This is a genomic window from Oliverpabstia intestinalis (assembly GCF_009696065.1).
GTDB classification, from domain to species: domain Bacteria; phylum Bacillota; class Clostridia; order Lachnospirales; family Lachnospiraceae; genus Oliverpabstia; species Oliverpabstia intestinalis.
In genome coordinates this window covers 184,923-204,611 of sequence record NZ_VUMS01000002.1, presented here as the reverse complement: position 1 = coordinate 204,611, position 19,689 = coordinate 184,923, and the positions used below count along the sequence as shown (strand labels likewise).

The window sequence follows — 19,689 nt, the reverse complement described above, 5'->3', positions numbered from 1 at the left end:
TGTTATCTACAGCATTGCTGAAACGGCAAAAGCAAACGGGCTGAAGCCATTCGAATACTTTGAACATCTGTTACACGAGATACCGGAGCATATGGATGACCACAACCTTTCATTTTTAGATGATCTGCTGCCATGGTCACCAGCACTCCCGGAACGTATCCGAAAAAACAAGTAACATTTATCCGGGCTGCAAAAGCAGCCCGTTACATGTAAAGGTACACGCTATGGAGCGTTTACATAAAGAAGATTTCAAAGTTATTAAATATCAGAATGGTTGGTAACGATATTGAAAATCCTATGAGGAATACTACATGGCGATTAATGGACGGTGTTTGGATGCTATGATTGTTTCTCTGTTGTCATGCTGGACAATAAAAACTTGGACGGAATGAGACGAATGCTGTGGCGAGGAGCGGTAAAAAATTGTAGGTGGCTTGCACAATTTGCTGTAAGGGTTCTTGTCACATTCTGCGAATAGCTTTTTTGAGAAAATGATATAGTGTAATGTTTGGTAGAACACAAAAGGACAAACTGTGAAAGGATATGGTAGAGACCAAAATATGAAAGCATATGGGAAGAAACTATGGTGGATTGAAAACCAGCACTATGGAGATGAACTACATACAGGGATTCCGCTGCCTTCGTCTGGAAAAAGACGCGGGCAGCGTAGAAAGAGGTATGAGAGAATTTTTAAAAAGATGGAAAGACAGCACGGTAAAAGTGAAATCAGAAAAATAATAAAATCGATTGATAACGCAGAGGTGTAATGAAAACAGCGCCTACTGCGTTTTATTTATTTTAGGAAAGGATGATAGAAGAATGAGAAAAGAGGCAATTAAAATCAAATGCCCCGATCGGATTCAATTCGGAGATCCCATGTATTTTGAGGATTATAGAAATGATCCAGAGAAACTTCAGAAGCTGGTGGTTGATTACAGACCACAGCCGGGATTTAAGGCAGGCGTGTCGCTGGTGGAAACGGAGCATCCAGAGTATCCGGGATTTATAGCCAGGACAATGACGATCTATTTTGCCCCGGAGCAGTATCTTTCCATATACATGGGTGGAAAGATGTATGCGTCACAAAAGATAGATCGAAAAGAAATTGGCGTTGATACGGCATGTTATCTGATTGAGGTTGACGGGCGATATGAGGATATTAAGACAGGAGGGGACGGTTATTGGGGTGATTACCAGGAACTGTACCGTGAAATAAATGGGAAAAAATTTATAGATGCCGTAGTTATTTCGATAGCCATGCCTGATGAACAGTCTTTCGAGGGGATGAAGCATCTGGCGGAGTATTTTTTTGAGGATATAAGCCAGGACAAGGTGCCGAAAAAAGCAGACAAGAAAAAAGAAAGAGAGGATAGATAACGGTGGTTAGTCACAGGAAAATAAAAGAGAATGTTTTATTACAGAGGAAGGTTTGATATGAGCAGTGGAATAACTGAAATTAACAAAGAGACTTTCTGGCAGTTCATTGAAGAAATGAGAAAGCAGTGTGGACAGGATATGAAAGCATCAATTTCCTGGATCAAAAAAGAACTGTTAAGTATTCCGTCGGAGCAATCCCTGCAGTTTCATGCGATTATGCACGGATACCAAGACGCAGCCAATAAATATGGGCTTTGGACAGCAGCCACACTTATAAAAGAGTATGGATGTTCAGATGATGGATTTATTGATTTCAGAGCATGGCTGATCGCACAGGGAAAAAATGTCTATATGGCAGCACTGGAGAATCCGGATTCTTTAGCAAAGGTAGAAAAGAATGGAGATTGTGTATTTGAATCACTTAATTATGTTGGGGATGAAGCCTATCATGAACTGACCGGACGGAGTGCTTATGAAGATTGCACACCGGAAATGGAAGAAAGGGTGCTGGAGGAAATATCCGGGGAGATCAAATATCATCCCCTGATTGAGTATCCATTGCAGCCGCCGGATGTGGTTACGGTATATCCCGAAATAGGCGACATGATTATGAAAACGCATGGTATCCGCTTTTTCAGCAAAGATTCTTCCATTTGGAATACTTCACTGCCGGAGCTGAAAGCAATGGTAGAAAAAGGGGCAGCTGAGGTGCGGAAACTTAAAAAGGTGAAACAAAAAATAGGGATAAACCCCAAAAGCGAAACGATCCATCCAGATAGCGATAATAGGTAGTTTGCACGATCTGTGGAAGAAAATCTTGTCGCATTCTGTGAATAGCTTTCTCAGCCGAAAATGGTATAGTGTAATGCTTGATAGAACACAATGAATCAGAAGGGAGCGAAGCGGAATGCATGTACAATTAGAAGAACTGTGGATGGATGCCATAGAAATGAAAGTGGGCGAGCAGATCGTAAATTATCTGAGAAAAGAACATCCGGAATACCAGGATATAGAAAAACGGCAGAAGAAATTGATCAAAGATTATCCAATGCTGTTGAAAGTGGTGGATGGGGATGGAACAGTTACTTTAAACGAAAAAGAACACTATACATGCTATATTCCAAGATGAATGCAAAGTTTTTGATGACTGTTGCATTTTCCGCTATCGAATAGTAATTATACATACCTCTAATCTCGGCATTCACCTGTGATACTATTTCCACATCGGTCATGTGAACCATATTGCCTCTGTGGTGAGAATCCCATATTTCTTTGCCATTTTCATCATACCTAATCCTAAGTGCACCATGATTCAAAATCAGATTATGAAAATGATACGCCAAGAAGATATCCGGGATGATAATGGTGAATTTCTGAAGTTTGGAACTCATATCTTTAGACACTGCTATGGAAAGAAATTGACAGAAATGCATGTGGATGACTGGATGATAGCCAAGTTACTGGGGCATACCTCCATATATTCGGTACACCATTATCGGAAAATCGGAAATAAGCTGATGGCAGACGAAACGAGAGCTGCAAGAGAAAAAATGGACATGATCCTATTAGATATCATAGAAGGATGGGATGATTATGAAATATGACAAGATGGTAGAGATTACACAAGCTGAGAGTCAAAGGAAGATGGAAATTGCGAGGAAGGCTATCGAAGATATGTTAAGCAATATGGAGCGTGTGACTGTTGCAGGATTGGTTCGCAAAACAGGTTTATCAAGAGGATTTTTTTATAAGAATCCACTGATTAGAGAAGAACTGGATAACGCAATAAGGAACCAAGGTGCTTGTTATAATCCGAGACAAGTGATTATCGATAAAGCTATGAACAATACGCTCATGATTTTAAAAAGTGAAATTCGAAAGGTAAAAGCACAGAATGAAGAATTACAGCTAAAAAATCAAGAATTATTGGAACAAAATGAGTGTTTAATCAAAGAAGTAGAAAATTTAAAAAAGCAATTGGGAAGAAAAGAAATCGGATTATTAAAGAGACTGTAGAGGTCATTGGAGAAAGGATGAATCCCAATGAAATATGATAAAATAGTAGCCATAAATAAAGAAAAGAGCAGGAAAAAAGCAAAAATGGCAATCACTCAAATTCAGAAGATGCTTGAAAACCAAGAGAGGATAACTGTGAAAGAACTTAGGAAACGTACTGGATTTGCAAAATCTTTCTTTTACAGGAATCAAGAAGTACGAAAAGTATTAGATAATGCCAGAAGTAAACAGCAAATGCCATGTAATAGCATGGAAATAATAAGAGCGATAGAGGCTGAAGATGAGATAATAAATTTGAAAATTCAGATTACAAAATTAAAGAGTTTAGAACAAAAACTTCTGGAAGAAAATAAGAAACTTAAGCAGCAACTGAGAGAATTGAGTCAAATAGGTAATCAGTAATCAGAAATGTACTATATAAAAATTAAAGAGGAAAATAATCAAGGCAGTAGGCTACAATTTGAGTCTACTGCTTTTGTATATATAAAAAAGCTGAAGAAGTACGATAAATGCACAGAAGAAACAGTTTATACAGAGTGCGTATGAGGAAGAAAAGGCGTGTACCAAGAGGTATCAGACAGGGGGCTAAATTTATTGTCGATTTCATTAGATTGCGAGGGGGAAAATAGGCCACATGTGATTGTAAAACTATGGCCGGGACGAAACGATGAAATCAAAAGTAACTTGGCAAAGAGAATAGCACATACTGTTGCAGAAGAATTGAAGGTAGATATGGGCGATAAGCTGGTTGGCAAACATGAACATTGCTATGTGGAGAAGGAATTCAAGGGCAAGCCCCGGAAGTCTGTCCGGTATGCGCGCATCCACAGAGCTACTTTGAGCTTCACGCAGAAAATTACTAGAATAGAATTAAGAAAGGTGTCTGAAAAGAAAAACTTATGAACAATATAAAAGAACGAATCAAGATATTCTCAGGAGCGCAATTGAAATATATCGCTTTTTTATCGATGTTCATTGACCATACGAATAAGGCATTGATCTATCCAAATCTGGATGGAGGAGCATTGAATCGATTGAGTGATTTTTTTGATATTTTAGGAAGAATCGCTTTCCCGATATTTATCTTCCTTCTTGTGGAAGGATATTTCCACACAAGCACTAAATGGAGATATTTAGTTACACTTCTTGTATTTGGAGTGATATCAGAGGTTCCGTTTGATATGTGCACATCGGCTAGATTTGTTGAAATCAACTGGAACAATATTATGTTTACACTGGCACTTGTGCTTGCTATGATCTGGGTGATCGATGTACTGAAAGAAAAGATGGCGTCACTACCGAAGGCTTTGTGGTATTTCGTATCATTTCTCATTGTAGCGGTGTTGTGCATTGTAGCAATGAATGAAAGTCTGGACTACGAACATCATGCGGTACTGATCGGTTATTTCTGTTATATTTTTCATGAGAGATGGGCACTTGGAATTCCGTTTTGTTACATCTCTATGTTTAAAGAGCCGTGGGCTCTGCTTGGATTTGGACTGACACTTACTTACAATGGAGAGCGTGGAAAACAGAATAAGTTAGTAAATTATCTTTTCTATCCGGTGCATTTGCTGATTTTAGGAATCATAAGAATGTATCTTGGAATTTAAAAAGAGGGCGTAAATGTGAATGCATTTACGCCCTTTCGCTTCTATATTTGAGGACTTTTCATCTTAACTATTTAAAACACAATACCCGAATGGCATTTCCGTCTGTTCTTATTTTTCATGATGTTCCAGAGAGTATTGATTATAAAATGACATCAAAACATTCGCCGGATGTGATTAAAGGAAAGATAGAAATTGCTTAGTAGTAACCAAATCCCGTTTTACTACCAACTTTACTACTAACAGCCCACAACAACTTGCTCCATCTTGCCCTATTTTGCCAAGATGTCAGCCAATACACACATTTCACAAATCCCCGGAAACCCTTGCAAAACAGGGCATTCCGGGGCAAAACAAGGAGAAACAAAACTATGATTAAAGTACTTTTCATCTGCCACGGCGGAAAATAAAATATATCATATGATAAATCGTCAGAAAAGAAAGAGGATCAGATGTGCATTCTCTTTCTTTTTTGATGCCCTGATTTTCCATATTTGAAGTGAAACTATTCACAGTATGGAGAAAAAGGAAACGGAGGAAAGAAATATGTGACCGATATGAAGGTTTTTGTTAAGCAGGAAAGAAAGGAGTGAATGGTTGATTAAGAAAGAAAGTAGGAAAAAATAATACTTTTAGTTATGAAACAATAAAAGAAGGAAGAAAAAGTATATTCACGTTGGTATATGGAATAAGGAAAGAATAACGAACTATATGTGCAGCAAGGAATACGATATATTGTCGGAGCTTATTATTCATGCGAATATGATAATTATGCTAAAACCACATGTATCTAGTGAATATGCAAAAGAAATATTATGGGATAAAAAGAAATACTTTAACCATATTTTATACAAAATCAAATGATACAAAAGGAGATAATGCATATGAGAAAAACATATTCAAATGAAAACGACAAATTATTATTAACTATTAAAGACGCTTGCCAGATCACTGGGTTGTGTTATAACACTATGCGAAAGGTGTTAAATGAACCTTCCTGTACATTTAAAAAGAAAATAGGAAACAGAGTTTATATCTACAAACCAAAATTCGAAAAATGGCTTGAAAAAGGAATATAAACCTAAGTAAACGATAAGAGTTCCATGGCTCAGAAAAGGAGCGGTTAATGGGTAAAGATTTAAAGGGAAAAGAACTTGGAAACGGAATTACGCAAAGAAAAGATGGAAGGTATATGGCTCGTTTTACCGTTGATGGAAAAACTCATACCATATATGAATTTGACTTAAAAACTTTAAAAAAGAAATTCTCAGAAATGAAACATTTATATGAAACGAACAGTGTAACCAACCTGAACAATTGGACACTGGATCAGTTTTATGATTTTTGGATGAAAAATTATAGTATCAATGTTAAAGATACTACGATTGTTGCCAGAACAAACAACTATAAAAGAATTCAAGAAGATCTTGGACACTTAAAGGTTGCAGATATCCGTCAGTCACATGTGCAAAAAGCGATAAATAATTTGTATGATAAAGGATATGCATATAAAACGATTTTATCGAGTAAAAATTTGCTCAAAGGATTATTACAAAAAGCAATAGAAAATGATATGATACTACGAAACCCATGTGAAGGTGTCATATTACCTATTGATTATAAGGAACAGATCGTCCCGTTGTCTCCCGAGATGGAAAAGAAATTTTTCGAAGCTATCTCTGGACAGCGCTATGCGGAATTATTCTACATATTATTATATACCGGTATGCGTATTGGTGAAGCATGTGCATTAGAATGGAAAGATATAGATTTTGAGAATAAAACCATTTCCATATCTAAAACATTACTCAGAACGAAACAGTATGATAGGAAAAATCAAAAATTGCGGAAAGAGCGAACTTATATCACTTCTCCAAAGTCATACACAAGTAAACGAGTAATTCCACTGAGTGATTTTGTGGCATATAAATTCCTTAAATGGAAAACAAAACAAGATAAGGATAAAACCAGAAATCGTCAATGGGGATCAACAAACTATCTGCTTGAAGAATATCCAGAATTGATATTTACAACTAAGACTGGGAAAAGCTTGACGCCAGGTGAAGCATGGGTGTATTGTTTACAGGGAGTAAATCGAGTGAATGAGGAAGAGGTATTTATGGCAGAAATGCAACATAGAGATCCAGAACTGCTTGTTTTACACCCCCATATTTTTCGTCATACATATGCTACAAGGTGTGTGGAGTATGGATTGAGTCCTAATGCGATTCAAAAACTTTTGGGGCATGCAACCTTGGATATGTTAAACGTATACGCGCATCCATCAACGGAATTCTTAAAAGAAGAATGTAAGAAATACAATTTTTATTACGCAAAAGATCGAAATGATACGAATGAAAAAGTCATTCCGATTGATTTTCGAAAAAATAGTGTATGACGGTGTGTACACACGATTAAAAAATGGCGGAAACGCCTATAAATTGGGCTTTGTTTGATAGACTGTGATATAATCCGTGCATCTATTGATGCGCTGGTTACAGCAATTAATAACCGATAAAAGGAAAACAATCAGGGGGCAAGATGTTGCAGAAATGTAACATCTTGCCCCTGTTTTCTTATGTTAAAAGAGTAGTTGTTACGAAATGATTGGAAATGTTTTAAAATATTAAAATATATCGAAAAATAAAAGAAAGTGGGTCGATAATCAAATAAACCAGCATTATTCATGAAAAAGTGGGAGATAATTCGTGAAATAAGTAGAAAAAACAGAGATTCTATTGACTTTGTTCTTACGGATATTTATAATTATGAATAAAATATTACAGAATTATGAAAAAGAAAAGAACGAAGAGGAATAGAAATGGAACGATTAACAAAGGTCTGGAATTCCCTTCGGGCGATGCTTCTGCGGGCAGTCAGAGAACGGAAAAGAGAATGTCTGGCAGTGGGAGCAGGTACAGCGGTGGTTATCGCGGCTGTTGGAAGCCTGATGGGTAGCAAGCCGATGATCGTAAAACAAATGGGAGAAATAACAGTCACACAGGAAGCATCCGGCCAAAAAGAGGAAGAATCAGATACCGGGGATGATGATCCTGACGGGACGATCCCCTGTGGTTATGCAGGGGTAATCGATGGAATCCTGGCTACAAAAGGACTTACAAAAAGTTATCGGGCTGTTGGAGGTCCCTGTGAGACTGTTCTTGTCGGACAGTGGATGATTCGGACAGAAACCGTAGCAAAACTGGATGTGGGGACCAGGATGATTCAGGCACTGGAAGCCGCAGATCAGGAGGCGGATGATCTGACTCAACAGATGCGTATGTCAGATAAAGACTATGAGAATCTCCTTGCTATCGTGGAAGCGGAGGCAGGAGGAGAAGATCTGGACGGAAAGATCATGGTAACGAATGTTATCTTGAACCGTGTCTCGAGTGACCAGTTCCCTGATAATGTAACATCTGTGATCTGGGATCGGACAGGTGGAAGCCCACAGTTTTCGCCGACAGAAGATGGCAGAATCTATACAGTGACTGTTTCGGATGATACCAGAGAAGCAGTAAATCGTGCGATAGATGGTGATGATCTGTCGCAGGGAGCTTTGTACTTTATTGCGAAAGATCAGGCAGATGAAAAGAACGTGAAGTGGTTTGATGAAAAACTGACATTCCTGTTTGCACATGGTGGACACAGCTTTTATATTTGAGATTGCAAAACACCTCGTGGGATACTACCTGCTGAATAGTTGCATAAAAGTAACTGTTCAGTACCTTCACAGTTACGAGCAAAAATGCAATTAAAATCACCTTCGGTGATGGCATTTTTGCTTGTATGTCTCGGGATTTTGGCATATTTATGCCAAAACACCTCACGGGATAATGCCTACTGAATAGTTACGCATAAAAACATAAATATACAGGTATGTAAATCAAAGAAAATAGGATTGCCATAAAAAGTGACCTGTGTTATAATTCTAAACTATAGTGATTTACTACATAAAAGCATAAAAATATGTGAGGAGTGTACAGAATGGAAGTATTATACAGAAGCACCAGAGGAAATGGAAGTACAGTAACTGCATCCAATGCAATCTTAAAAGGTCTTTCTGAAGATGGCGGCTTATTTGTACCGGATCAGATTCCGGTACTGGACGTCCCTATGGAACAGCTGGCACAGATGTCTTATCAGGAAGTTGCCTACGAAGTAATGAGTCGTTTTCTGACTGATTTCACAGAAGAAGAACTGAAGAAATGTATTCAGTCTGCCTATGATAAGAAGTTTGATACCGATGTCATTGCACCTCTTGTGAAAGCAGATGGTGCCTATTATCTGGAATTATTCCACGGATCTACAATAGCTTTCAAAGACATGGCTCTGTCGATTCTTCCATATCTGCTGACAACAGCTGCGAAGAAAAACGGTGTGACCAATGACATCGTAATTCTGACTGCAACTTCCGGTGATACAGGAAAAGCAGCAATGGCAGGTTTTGCAGATGTACCGGGAACTAAAATTATCGTATTTTATCCGAAAGACGGTGTGAGTCCTATTCAGGAAAAACAGATGGTAACTCAGAAAGGAGACAATACTTACGTTGTTGCGATCCGCGGAAACTTTGATGATGCGCAGACTGGCGTAAAGAAAATCTTCAACGACACTGAGATGAAAGCAGAGCTGGAAGAGGCTGGTTATCAGTTCTCTTCTGCAAACTCGATCAATATCGGCCGTCTGATTCCGCAAATTGTGTATTATGTATATGCATATGCAAATCTGTATAAAACAGGACAGATCCAGCAGGGTGAAGAGATTAATGTAGTAGTTCCTACCGGTAACTTTGGAAATATCCTGGCCGCTTACTATGCAAAAAATATGGGTCTGCCGATTAAAAAACTGATCTGTGCGTCTAATGACAATAAAGTACTGTTTGACTTCTTTACTACAGGAACTTATGACAGAAACAGAGAGTTTATTCTGACAACATCACCATCTATGGATATCCTGATTTCCAGCAATCTGGAGCGTCTGATTTACAGAATCGCAGGAAATGATCCGGAGAAAAATAAAGTTCTGATGGAAGAACTGACAAAAGATGGTGTTTATCATATCACAGATGAAATGAAGATGCAGCTGGCTGATTTCTATGGCAACTATGCAACGGAAGAGGAGACTGCTGAAACGATTCGTAAAATTTATAAAGACTGTGGTTATGTGATCGATACACATACCAGTGTAGCTGCAACAGTGTATAAAAAGTATACAGAGGAAACAGGTGATACAGCTAAAACTGTGATCGCCTCTACAGCAAGCCCATATAAGTTTACAAGAAGCGTGATGGAAGCAATTGATGAAGGAAAATATGCAGCTATGGGAGATTTTGAACTGATCGACCAGTTATCAGAAATTTCCGGTGTGGCAGTGCCGAATGCAATCGAAGAAATCCGTAACGCTGAAGTTCGTCATAATACGGTAGCAGATGTAGCGGAGATGCCTGTTGTAGTGAAGAAAATTCTCGGCATTCAGTGATGAAGAAAGAAAACAGGCCCTTCGGTCACTGTGACCTAAAGTATTCATCAAAAATTTGAATTTTTTGTACATTATTCCTTGAAATACAACATAGACTAGGGTATAATACAATAAAAAGTAACACCTGGGGTGTGCGACCCTCTCTTTATTTTGAACCTACATTTACGTTTATGGGACTCCTATATTGTTGATTGGATGTCAGGCCGTCATTATGCAGCGGAAGACAAAAGAGATACTGCGGTCACCCACCTAGCAGTCGCTAGGCGTCAAAAAAAGGGAAACGGCACTCCGGGGTTATAAAAGGAAGATGGGGAGTCATGATATGACTCCTTTTTTATGTAATAGTACAGCTGCATAACAGTCGGAACATTGTTGGGACAAGACTGAGGGCTGGTACAAAATATTATTAAGAGAACAGTCCTAGAAAGTGACTGAGACGGAGGGTATTATGAGTGTAGAAAAACAAAGCTTTGGAACAACAAAAAAAGGAGAAGCCATTTCTTTGTATACGGTAACCAATAAAAACGGTATGGTGATGAAGGTTACAGATTTTGGCGCGATTCTGGTAAGTGTCCTGGTACCGGACAAAAATGGTGTGCTGACAGATGTGGTATTAGGATATGATCACGGAGAAGATTATCAGGTAAATTCTCCTCATTTAGGTGCTACAATCGGAAGAAACGGAAATCGTATCAAGGGTGCCTCTTTTGTACTGAATGGAAAAAAGATTCAGCTGACGCCAAATGAAAAAGGAAACAGTCTGCACAGTGGTCCGGATGGATTTGAATTCATGATGTGGGAAGCAGAAACAAAAGAGCAGGCGGTTGCTTTTCGTCATCACAGCCCGGATGGTGAACAGGGATTTCCAGGAAACTTTGATGTGACAGTTACATACACACTGACTGATGATAATGCCGTAGAGATTCACTATGAAGGAATTTCTGATCAGGATACGGTGGCGAATATGACAAACCACAGCTACTTTAATCTGGGTGGACATGATTCCGGTAATGTATATGAACAGACGATTCAGCTGAATGCAACTACTTACACACCGGTGAGCGATTCTAAATCCATTCCAACCGGTGAACTTGCTCCTGTAGCCGGAACTCCAATGGATTTTACAGAGCCAAAGGCAATCGGTAAAGAAATCGATGCAGATTTTGCGCAGTTACAGATGACAGGTGGATACGATCATAATTTTGTATTGGATAAACCGGAAGGTGCCTTTGACTGGATGGCAAAAGCTTATTGCGAAAAAACCGGAATCGCTATGGAAGCATATACAGATTGCCCGGCTGTTCAGTTCTATGCAGCAAATTTCTTAAACGGCGAAAAAGGAAAAAATGGCGCGGTATATGATGAACGCCATGCTTTCTGCCTGGAGTCCCAGTATTGCCCGAACGCGGTCAACGATACCCATTTCGCACAGCCTTTCCTGAAAGCAGGAGAGAAGTACGACACAAAAACAGTATATCGTTTTCTGGTAAAATAATTAATTTATAAACAGGATAGAAGGATTCTGTACCCGTTAATTGAGGGTATGGGATCCTTTTTGTGTATTTTCTATGACTTTCGTCCACAAAAAACCGTTCGTAGGATCTTAGAGTGTGTCTGAAAAATCATTTCCGCAATCTGCAAGCCCCACTTTGCGGTATATTTTATCCTCATTCGGTTGCCGTAGCCCGCTACGCCGCCCTCATTCGGATAAAATCTCCCACAAACTGAGACTCGCAGCTCACGAAAAGCCTTTTCCAGACACGCTCTAGCGGTGAACAGCAACGTCACAAATTTTGACTGAAAACATAACAAGTCCGGCCGGATAATTTTCAGAAAAATGCCATATACTGAGATATGGAAAAAAATGGTGAAACATATAAAAATATTCCATGGAGATGGATATGGACGATTGCAGGTGCTGTGATAATTTTTCTGGTGATGTTTCTGCCGGGAATATGGGAAGGAAAACAGAGGGAGGAAGAAAAAAAGTATCTTGAAAAACTGCAGGCAGAGCAACAGATGGCAGAAGCAAAGAACACTCGAAAAAAAACGGAACAACAGCAGAAAAGAAATGAGGAGATAGATAATCCGACTACATCATTGACAAATATGGAACAAGAAAAAAATACGGAAAGAAAAGAGTCGATAATTCGTGTATTGATTTCTGTTGACGGAACTGAGCAGTATCTTCATTCGGATGTGAGAATATCCTGTCCGGCACCCTACTTGGTAAAAGGGGATATAACAGTGCAGCAGGAGGCAGGCACAGAACTCTGTTTGTCAGAACGGATGCAGCCTGGGCAGACAGTTATTGTGGAAGCACCGGACACAATGGCACTGACTTTGAATTCTGTCAGAAGAAGTCAGGGCGCGCCGGCATATCAGGGTATTCTGGAAGTGACGAGAGAGAAACAAGGTTTTCGAGTGATCAACCAGGTTGATCTGGAATCTTATCTGAAAGGAGTTGTGCCGAGTGAGATGCCTGCGGATGCTCCGGCAGAAGCACTCTGTGCACAGGCAGTTTGCGCACGAACATATGCAGTACGGCAGATCAGAGAAGAACGAATGAAAGAGTGGGATGCGGATGTGGACGATACTGTTTCCTGTCAGGTGTATAACAATATTTCCGAACAGGCGGCAAGCAGTCAGGCGGTGGATGCTACCAGGGGGATGATAATACTCAGTGATGGAAAACCGATTGAAGCATATTTTTTTTCGACTTCCTGGGGTTGCACCGATACAGATGAAGTATGGAACGCGAAAAAAAGTGCTCCATATCTTAGGAGCATTGCAGTGAGTCACAAGGCTGTGGAAACCATGGTGAACGGTACCTTGCAGCCGGAAATGACAGAACAGTCGTTTCGGGAACGAATTTTGCAGAGGGATGCAGGAGATTATGAAAAAGAAGATGTCTGGTATCGATGGAAAGTCTGCATTCCATGGGAAATGCTGAAAGAACGCAGTGAAAGAAAATGGCCTCAGCTTGGTGCATTTACCGGCTTATCCATACAGGGAAGAAATCCCGGTGGAGGAGTAAAAACACTGGAGATTCAGGGAGAGAATCAAAACGCAACACTTGAAAACGAATATGCGATCCGAAAATTCTTATCGGTAAAAGGGCTGTCTGTAAGCAGAAATGATGGAAGTGTCTGTGATACGATGGAATTACTGCCGAGTGCCTGTTTTATAGTCGATTTTAGGAAAGAACAGGGAGCGGGTACATTTGTCTTTACCGGTGGAGGTTATGGGCATGGTGTGGGGATGAGTCAGAACGGAGCAAAGCATCTTGCAGAAAATGGTCTTGGCTGGCGGGACATTCTGCAGATTTTCTATCAGAATATTACTATAGAAAACTTGCAAGAATTCTGAAAAAATAGTATGATAAAAAATAATTATGTAAAAACCAGATACTGTGCAGAAAGGAAAGCAAAATGAAAAAGTTTATAAAAATCATGACCGGATTCATGAACCGCATGGCTCAGGATCATGTGAGCGCATTTGCCGCACAGGCAGCCTTCTTTATTTTGATGTCCTTTGTGCCCTTTTTGATGCTTCTGCTTCCGCTGGTAACGTATGTCTCTATTACAAAAGATATGGTAGTGGAGATTCTTTTGCAGATTATGCCGGATGCGGGAGATTTTCGAAGTTTTCTTTTTAGTATTATTCAGGAGGTCTATGACAAATCAACAGCAATTGTACCAATCAGTGCGGTTTTTACCCTCTGGAGTGCGGGGAAAGGCCTGCAGGGACTGACGAATGGGGTCAATGCGATTTATCATGTAAAAGAGACGAGAAATTATGTGGTGACAAGGATACGGTCTGCTCTGTATACACTGATCTTTATTCTTGCTGTTATCAGCAGCCTGATTCTTCTGGTATTCGGTAACAGTATTCAGAAACTTCTTACAAAGTACATTCCGACGCTTGCCAAAGTCACTGCCTATGTCATTGGTATGCGTACAGCAGTTTCGCTTGTTGTACTGGCACTGATTTTCCTGATGATCTATAAATTTCTGCCGAACAGAAAGACTTCTTTTCGGAGTCAGATACCGGGAGCGGTGGTCTCGGCGGTGGCGTGGTCACTGTTTTCCCTTGGATTTTCTGTCTATCTGGATTATTACGATGGATTTTCCAACATGTACGGAAGCCTGACGACGATTATTCTGGTTCTTTTGTGGTTATATTTTTGTATGTATATTGTTCTGATCGGGGCGGAAATCAATGCTTATTTTGAAGAACGCCTTCGCAGGCTGCATCAAATGGCAAGCGAGCTTATTCGCAGCGAGTACCAGGGACTGTTAAAAGGAATCCGGGAAAATGATACAGAAGAAAAGAAAATGACGGACAAGGAAACGACAGAAAAGAAGGAATTGTAGAAGTTACTGAAAATGACCGGAACAGTAACAGGGGTAAATACCAAAGAGGGTATGAATTAGGAATAAAGCGGAAATAAAACTTGACAGATAAGCGGATCCATACTATAATTTATGCCGAAAGAAAAAAGCTGAGAAAGTGTCAGTAGATATATATTTTCTTACAGAGAGAAGGAGTCACCGGCTGTGAGCTCCTTTAAGTTCAGATATATATTGAGATTCCCACTGGAGCTTCTTCTCCGAAAGACAAGTAAGAGAAGACGTACAGACGCGTTAAGTCTTAATGAGTGTCCGTTAATATTTTAATCGGAAATCAGGGTGGTACCGCGAGATGATATAATTGCCTCGTCCCTCCAGTAATCTGGAAGGGCGAGGCTTTTTTTGCGAAAACGAATAAAAATCGCGTAGCGTATTTTACCCGTTGCATTGTGCTATCCCCAACAAATAGAAAAGGAGAACTGCCATGAGTAATAGTATCAAAGAAACATTACAGGCGATTCTGGATGAAGCTTCTGAGAAGATTGAACAGTCAGACGCCCTGGACAAACTGAATGATGTAAGAGTAAATTTCCTTGGTAAAAAAGGACAGCTTACTTCTGTGCTGAAAAGTATGAAGGATGTAGCTCCGGAAGATCGTCCGAAAGTAGGACAGATGGTGAATGAAGCCAGGGCAAAAATTGAAACTATGATGGAGGAGACAAAAACCCGTCTGGAGAAAGAACTGCGGGAAGCAAAGATGGCAGCAGAAGTAATCGATGTCACACTGCCTGCAAAAAAAGCAAACGTTGGTCATCGTCATCCGAATACCATTGCACTGGAAGAAGTAGAAAGAATTTTTATCGGTATGGGTTATGAAGTTGTGGAAGGACCGGAAGTTGAGTACGCAGATTACAACTTCACCAAACTGAATATTCCGGAAGATCATCCGGCTCGTGACGAACAGGATACTTTCTTTATCACAGACAGCATTCTGCTTCGTTCCCAGACTTCTCCGGTTCAGGCGAGAACCATGGAAGAAGGGAAACTGCCGATTCGTATGATCGCACCGGGACGTGTATTCCGTTCTGACGAAGTAGATGCAACCCATTCTCCTTCCTTCCATCAGATCGAAGGTCTGGTAATCGACAAACATATTACTTTCTCTGACCTGAAAGGTACACTGGAAGAATTTGCAAAAGAACTGTTCGGACCGGAAACAAAAACAAAATTCCGTCCGCATCATTTTCCATTTACAGAGCCGAGTGCAGAGGTTGATGTATCCTGTTTCAAGTGCGGTGGCAAAGGATGTCGTTTTTGTAAAGGATCCGGTTGGATCGAGATCCTTGGCTGTGGTATGGTTCATCCGCATGTACTTGAGATGTGTGGCATCGATCCGAAAGAATATACCGGTTTTGCTTTTGGTGTAGGTCTGGAGCGTATCGCACTTCTGAAATACGAGATCGATGACATGCGCCTTCTGTATGAAAATGACTACAGATTCTTAAAACAGTTCTAGGAGGATTAAAAGAATGAATACATCTTTATCATGGATTAAAATGTTTGTCCCGGATCTGGACGTCACAGCTCAGGAATATACAGATGCGATGACACTGTCCGGAACTAAAGTTGAAGGATATGAATTACTGGATGCCGATCTGGAAAACATCGTGATTGGACAGATTGAAAAGATTGAGAAACATCCGGATGCAGATAAACTGATCATCTGCCAGGTAAATGTAGGCAATGAAGTAACACAGATCGTTACCGGCGCTCCAAATGTAAAAGAAGGAGACAAAGTTCCGGTTGTTCTTCCGGGAGGAAGAGTTGCAGGTGGACACGACGGTAAGAAAACTCCGGGCGGAATCAAGATCAAAGCCGGAAAATTGCGTGGTGTGGATTCCTACGGTATGATGTGTTCCATCGAAGAACTTGGCTCCACAAGAGAAATGTATCCGGAAGCTCCGGAATACGGAATCTATATTTTCCCGGAAGACGCCACGGTCGGTGCGAGTGCGATCGAGGCACTGGGACTGAACGATGCGGTGATTGAATATGAGATCACTTCCAACCGTGTAGATTGCTACGGTGTACTGGGGATCGCAAGAGAAGCAGCAGCTACTTTCCGTAAAGAATTTGTTCCGCCGGTTGTAACAGCTACCGGTAATGACGAAGATGTCAATGATTATGTGAAAGTAACCGTAGAAGACAAAGATCTCTGCCCGCGTTACTGCGCAAGAGTCGTAAAAAATGTAAAAATCGGACCGTCCCCGAAATGGATGCAGAGATGTCTGGCTGCCAACGGCATCCGCCCGATCAACAACCTGGTAGATATCACAAACTATGTCATGGAAGAATATGGTCAGCCGATGCATGCCTATGATCTGGATATGATCGCAAATCATGAGATCCATGTACGCCGTGCCGGAAAAGACGAAAAATTTGTTACTCTTGACGGTCAGGAACGCCAGATGGATGAAAACGTTCTGATGATCTGTGACGGAGAAAAATCTATCGGTATCGCAGGTATCATGGGCGGAGAAAATTCTATGATCACAGACAATGTAAAAACAGTTCTGTTTGAAGCAGCATGCTTTGACGGTCCGAATATCCGTCTGTCTGCAAAGAGAATCGGACTTCGTACAGATGCTTCCGGAAAATTTGAAAAAGGTCTGGATCCGAACAATGCACTGGCAGCCATCGACCGTGCCTGCCAGCTGATGGAAGAACTGGGAGCCGGTGAAGTTGTTGGTGGTGTGGCTGATGTATATACCAAGAAAAAAGAACCTGTAAGAGTACCGTTTGAACCGGAAAAAATCAACAGCCTTCTGGGAACTGATATCTCCAAAGAAGATATGCTGGAGTACCTGTCCAGGGTAGAACTGGCTTACGATGAAACAACCAACGAGATTGTTGCTCCGACCTTCCGTCATGATATCTTCCGTACTGCAGATATCGCAGAAGAAGTTGCCCGTTTCTACGGATATGACAATATTCCGACCACACTGCCAAGTGGTGAAGCAACAACAGGAAAACTGCCATTTAAATTGAGGATCGAAGAAGTGGCAAGAGATGTGGCTGAGTACTGTGGATTCTCCCAGGGATACTGCTATTCTTTTGAAAGCCCGAAGGTATTTGACAAACTGCAGATTCCGGCAGGAGATGAACTGAGAAAAGCAATCACCATTTCCAACCCGCTGGGTGAAGATTTCAGTATCATGAGAACCATTTCTCTGAATGGTATGCTGACTTCTCTGGCAACAAACTATAACAGAAGAAATAAAAATGTCCGTCTGTACGAACTGGGCAATGTATATCTTCCAAAAGAACTTCCGCTGACCGAACTGCCGGATGAACGTATGATGTTCACTCTGGGTATGTACGGAGACGGTGATTTCTTTGATATGAAGGGTGTAGTAGAAGAGTTCTTCGATCAGATCGGTATGCATAAGAAAACTGAGTACGATCCGAAAGCCGGTAAGACTTTCCTGCATCCGGGTCGTCAGGCTCTGATCAGCTACGAAGGTGAAGTGATGGGTTATCTGGGCGAAGTGCATCCTGCAGTGGCAGATACTTATGGTATCGGAACGCGCGCATATGTGGCAGTTCTGGATATCCTGAATGTCGTAAAACATGCATCCTTCGACCGCAAATACGAAGGAATCGCAAAATTCCCTGCAGTAAACCGTGACATCTCCATGGTAGTACCGAAAGAGATCATGGTTGGACAGATCGAACATATGATCGCTCAGAGAGGCGGTAAGATTCTGGAACACTTTGAACTGTTTGATATTTACGAAGGAGATCAGATCGAAAGAGGATTCAAGTCCGTTGCTTATTCTCTGACCTTCCGCTCCAAAGAGAAAACTCTCGAAGAAGCAGAAATCAATGGCGCTATGAACAAGATCCTGAATGGTCTGGAAGGCATGGGAATCCAGCTTAGAAAGTAAAAAAGATGAAAATATATCTAATTCGTCATGGAGAAACTTCATGGAATACTCTGGGACGGCTGCAGGGAAGAACGGATATCGAACTGAACGAAAACGGTATCCGCCTTGCAAAAATCACCGGTGAAAAATTAAAAGATGTACATTTTGACCTGGCAATCGCAAGCCCGTTAAAGCGGGCTTACGAGACCGCCGGACTGGTACTGGGTGACAGAAATATACCGATTCTTACGGATGAGAGAATAGAAGAGATCAGTTTCGGAGAATGGGAAGGACTTTGCTGTCGAAGGGAGAATTATCAAATTCCGTCAAAAGATTTTGAACAGTTCTTCACGGATCCCTTCGGTTACAAGCCACCGAAAGACGGCGAATCTATTCAGCAGATGATTGACCGCTGCGGTGCCTTCTACGAGGACCTGATCCACAACCCGGACTACCGGAATAAAACAATTCTAATAGCAGCACACGGCTGCTCGACACGGGCCTTTCTCTATCACATTGACGGCCGGAAAGACGACTTCTGGAGAGGTCACGTACCGCCAAACTGCGCGGTAACGATTATCGATGTGAAAGATGGAAAAGCGACGATAGAAGAGCAGGATAAAGTGTACTATAATCCGGAAGATGTGGTAGACTTTTATAAATAAGTATTGCAAACGGACGCCCAACAGGGCAAAAAGATGCCTTTCAAAAGCAGCGGGCAGGACGATTTTAAGCTATGTGTTAAGTGCGACTAGGTGATTCGCGGAGAGCCGCTCATCGCCAAGTCTTACTAAACACAGGATCTTAAAACTCGTCCTAACCGCCCGCAAAATGCTTTTGAAAGGCATCTTTTTGCCCTGCTGGGCTGGGTATCGATAAAAATAGTCATTGCGTGCAACTGGAAAGATATGACGAAAAATTAACGGT

General features: G+C 40.9%; 21 protein-coding genes, 1 other RNA gene, 1 pseudogene and 1 other annotated feature. Of the genes and pseudogenes, 21 read left to right on the top strand and 2 right to left on the bottom strand.

The window, feature by feature from the left end; all coding sequences use genetic code 11:
- From FYJ57_RS01840 to FYJ57_RS01820, 5 genes are all read left to right on the top strand, one after another.
- Positions 1–175, top strand: a 175-nt coding sequence (locus tag FYJ57_RS01840) for a transposase domain-containing protein (protein ID WP_205839889.1), incomplete at its 5' end; no start/stop codon positions are given.
- Between the two features lie 395 nt (positions 176–570).
- Positions 571–738 (top strand): hypothetical protein, encoded by a 168-nt coding sequence (locus FYJ57_RS01835; RefSeq protein WP_154431314.1) that lies wholly within the window; start codon positions 571–573, stop codon positions 736–738.
- Positions 739–747: 9 nt separating this feature from the next.
- Positions 748–1,377, top strand: a complete 630-nt coding sequence (locus FYJ57_RS01830; RefSeq protein ID WP_235904334.1) for a hypothetical protein — start codon at positions 748–750, stop codon at positions 1,375–1,377.
- 57 nt (positions 1,378–1,434) lie between these two features.
- Positions 1,435–2,169: a DUF4240 domain-containing protein gene (locus FYJ57_RS01825; RefSeq protein WP_154431312.1), complete on the top strand. Its 735-nt coding sequence runs from the start codon at positions 1,435–1,437 to the stop codon at positions 2,167–2,169.
- Positions 2,170–2,284: 115 nt separating this feature from the next.
- A complete protein-coding gene (locus tag FYJ57_RS01820; protein WP_154431311.1) occupies positions 2,285–2,506 on the top strand; it encodes a DUF6664 family protein in 222 nt (73 codons plus the stop codon).
- Here the strand turns inward: FYJ57_RS01820 and FYJ57_RS16480 are convergent.
- Positions 2,460–2,609, bottom strand: a complete 150-nt coding sequence (locus FYJ57_RS16480; RefSeq protein ID WP_235904330.1) for a group II intron reverse transcriptase/maturase — start codon at positions 2,607–2,609, stop codon at positions 2,460–2,462. The genes FYJ57_RS01820 and FYJ57_RS16480 overlap by 47 nt on opposite strands.
- A 75-nt stretch (positions 2,610–2,684) precedes the next feature.
- On the opposite strand from FYJ57_RS16480, the gene FYJ57_RS01810 reads away from it, so the two are divergent.
- From FYJ57_RS01810 to FYJ57_RS01760, 11 genes and pseudogenes are all read left to right on the top strand, one after another.
- On the top strand, positions 2,685–2,981 hold the full coding sequence (locus tag FYJ57_RS01810; RefSeq protein ID WP_328597418.1) for a tyrosine-type recombinase/integrase: 297 nt from the start codon (positions 2,685–2,687) through the stop codon (positions 2,979–2,981).
- Positions 2,971–3,393 carry a DUF6262 family protein gene (locus FYJ57_RS01805; protein ID WP_235904324.1) on the top strand — a complete coding sequence of 141 codons (423 nt, stop codon included), beginning with the start codon at positions 2,971–2,973 and terminating at the stop codon, positions 3,391–3,393. The genes FYJ57_RS01810 and FYJ57_RS01805 overlap by 11 nt, the downstream gene beginning before the upstream one ends.
- 27 nt (positions 3,394–3,420) lie before the next feature.
- Positions 3,421–3,795, top strand: coding sequence for a DUF6262 family protein (locus tag FYJ57_RS01800; protein ID WP_154431309.1), 375 nt, complete (start codon positions 3,421–3,423; stop codon positions 3,793–3,795).
- A 386-nt stretch (positions 3,796–4,181) separates the two neighbouring features.
- Positions 4,182–4,256, top strand: a pseudogene (locus FYJ57_RS16170) (rubredoxin-like domain-containing protein); the annotation flags it as partial.
- 36 nt (positions 4,257–4,292) lie between these two features.
- Positions 4,293–5,006 (top strand): TraX family protein, encoded by a 714-nt coding sequence (locus tag FYJ57_RS01790; protein WP_154431308.1) that lies wholly within the window; start codon positions 4,293–4,295, stop codon positions 5,004–5,006.
- Between the two features lie 881 nt (positions 5,007–5,887).
- Complete coding sequence (locus tag FYJ57_RS01785; protein ID WP_154431307.1) at positions 5,888–6,082, top strand: helix-turn-helix domain-containing protein; 195 nt, start codon at positions 5,888–5,890, stop codon at positions 6,080–6,082.
- 47 nt (positions 6,083–6,129) lie between these two features.
- Positions 6,130–7,401 (top strand): site-specific integrase, encoded by a 1,272-nt coding sequence (locus FYJ57_RS01780; RefSeq protein ID WP_154431306.1) that lies wholly within the window; start codon positions 6,130–6,132, stop codon positions 7,399–7,401.
- 423 nt (positions 7,402–7,824) lie between these two features.
- Entirely contained in the window at positions 7,825–8,667 is an 843-nt protein-coding gene (locus FYJ57_RS01775) for a cell wall hydrolase (protein WP_118568537.1), read from the top strand.
- A gap of 323 nt (positions 8,668–8,990) precedes the next feature.
- Positions 8,991–10,484 carry a threonine synthase gene (thrC, locus tag FYJ57_RS01770; RefSeq protein WP_154431305.1) on the top strand — a complete coding sequence of 498 codons (1,494 nt, stop codon included), beginning with the start codon at positions 8,991–8,993 and terminating at the stop codon, positions 10,482–10,484.
- 118 nt (positions 10,485–10,602) lie between these two features.
- A non-coding RNA gene (gene ssrS, locus FYJ57_RS01765) (6S RNA) lies at positions 10,603–10,783 on the top strand.
- Between the two features lie 149 nt (positions 10,784–10,932).
- Complete coding sequence (locus FYJ57_RS01760; RefSeq protein ID WP_154431304.1) at positions 10,933–11,979, top strand: aldose epimerase family protein; 1,047 nt, start codon at positions 10,933–10,935, stop codon at positions 11,977–11,979.
- Positions 11,980–12,050: 71 nt separating this feature from the next.
- Here FYJ57_RS01760 and FYJ57_RS16165 read toward each other — a convergent pair whose 3' ends face one another.
- Positions 12,051–12,272 carry a DUF6783 domain-containing protein gene (locus FYJ57_RS16165; RefSeq protein WP_321069459.1) on the bottom strand — a complete coding sequence of 74 codons (222 nt, stop codon included), beginning with the start codon at positions 12,270–12,272 and terminating at the stop codon, positions 12,051–12,053.
- A gap of 66 nt (positions 12,273–12,338) precedes the next feature.
- On the opposite strand from FYJ57_RS16165, the gene FYJ57_RS01755 reads away from it, so the two are divergent.
- From FYJ57_RS01755 to FYJ57_RS01735, 5 genes are all read left to right on the top strand, one after another.
- Positions 12,339–13,853, top strand: a complete 1,515-nt coding sequence (locus FYJ57_RS01755; protein WP_154431303.1) for a SpoIID/LytB domain-containing protein — start codon at positions 12,339–12,341, stop codon at positions 13,851–13,853.
- Between the two features lie 62 nt (positions 13,854–13,915).
- Positions 13,916–14,860, top strand: coding sequence for a YihY/virulence factor BrkB family protein (locus FYJ57_RS01750; RefSeq protein ID WP_154431302.1), 945 nt, complete (start codon positions 13,916–13,918; stop codon positions 14,858–14,860).
- 121 nt (positions 14,861–14,981) lie between these two features.
- Positions 14,982–15,213 (top strand) — a binding site (T-box leader).
- Positions 15,214–15,320: 107 nt separating this feature from the next.
- Positions 15,321–16,352, top strand: coding sequence for a phenylalanine--tRNA ligase subunit alpha (pheS, locus tag FYJ57_RS01745; protein WP_022171375.1), 1,032 nt, complete (start codon positions 15,321–15,323; stop codon positions 16,350–16,352).
- 13 nt (positions 16,353–16,365) lie between these two features.
- Complete coding sequence (gene pheT, locus FYJ57_RS01740) at positions 16,366–18,783, top strand: phenylalanine--tRNA ligase subunit beta (RefSeq protein ID WP_117523865.1); 2,418 nt, start codon at positions 16,366–16,368, stop codon at positions 18,781–18,783.
- 5 nt (positions 18,784–18,788) lie between these two features.
- Entirely contained in the window at positions 18,789–19,427 is a 639-nt protein-coding gene (locus tag FYJ57_RS01735; protein ID WP_154431301.1) for a histidine phosphatase family protein, read from the top strand.
- The last annotated feature ends 262 nt before the right edge of the window (positions 19,428–19,689 follow it).

Bases quoted from the DNA above. Each gene is read 5' to 3' on its own strand.
- FYJ57_RS01835 (WP_154431314.1), top strand. From the start codon at position 571: ATGGGAAGAAACTATGGTGGATTGAAAACCAGCACTATGGAGATGAAC.
- FYJ57_RS01825 (WP_154431312.1), top strand. From the start codon at position 1,435: ATGAGCAGTGGAATAACTGAAATTAACAAAGAGACTTTCTGGCAGTTC.
- FYJ57_RS01820 (WP_154431311.1), top strand. From the start codon at position 2,285: ATGCATGTACAATTAGAAGAACTGTGGATGGATGCCATAGAAATGAAA.
- FYJ57_RS16480 (WP_235904330.1), bottom strand. From the start codon at position 2,609: ATGACCGATGTGGAAATAGTATCACAGGTGAATGCCGAGATTAGAGGT.
- FYJ57_RS01810 (WP_328597418.1), top strand. From the start codon at position 2,685: ATGATTCAAAATCAGATTATGAAAATGATACGCCAAGAAGATATCCGG.
- FYJ57_RS01805 (WP_235904324.1), top strand. From the start codon at position 2,971: ATGAAATATGACAAGATGGTAGAGATTACACAAGCTGAGAGTCAAAGG.
- FYJ57_RS01800 (WP_154431309.1), top strand. From the start codon at position 3,421: ATGAAATATGATAAAATAGTAGCCATAAATAAAGAAAAGAGCAGGAAA.
- FYJ57_RS01790 (WP_154431308.1), top strand. From the start codon at position 4,293: ATGAACAATATAAAAGAACGAATCAAGATATTCTCAGGAGCGCAATTG.
- FYJ57_RS01785 (WP_154431307.1), top strand. From the start codon at position 5,888: ATGAGAAAAACATATTCAAATGAAAACGACAAATTATTATTAACTATT.
- FYJ57_RS01780 (WP_154431306.1), top strand. From the start codon at position 6,130: ATGGGTAAAGATTTAAAGGGAAAAGAACTTGGAAACGGAATTACGCAA.
- FYJ57_RS01775 (WP_118568537.1), top strand. From the start codon at position 7,825: ATGGAACGATTAACAAAGGTCTGGAATTCCCTTCGGGCGATGCTTCTG.
- thrC (WP_154431305.1), top strand. From the start codon at position 8,991: ATGGAAGTATTATACAGAAGCACCAGAGGAAATGGAAGTACAGTAACT.
- FYJ57_RS01760 (WP_154431304.1), top strand. From the start codon at position 10,933: ATGAGTGTAGAAAAACAAAGCTTTGGAACAACAAAAAAAGGAGAAGCC.
- FYJ57_RS01755 (WP_154431303.1), top strand. From the start codon at position 12,339: ATGGAAAAAAATGGTGAAACATATAAAAATATTCCATGGAGATGGATA.
- FYJ57_RS01750 (WP_154431302.1), top strand. From the start codon at position 13,916: ATGAAAAAGTTTATAAAAATCATGACCGGATTCATGAACCGCATGGCT.
- pheS (WP_022171375.1), top strand. From the start codon at position 15,321: ATGAGTAATAGTATCAAAGAAACATTACAGGCGATTCTGGATGAAGCT.
- pheT (WP_117523865.1), top strand. From the start codon at position 16,366: ATGAATACATCTTTATCATGGATTAAAATGTTTGTCCCGGATCTGGAC.
- FYJ57_RS01735 (WP_154431301.1), top strand. From the start codon at position 18,789: ATGAAAATATATCTAATTCGTCATGGAGAAACTTCATGGAATACTCTG.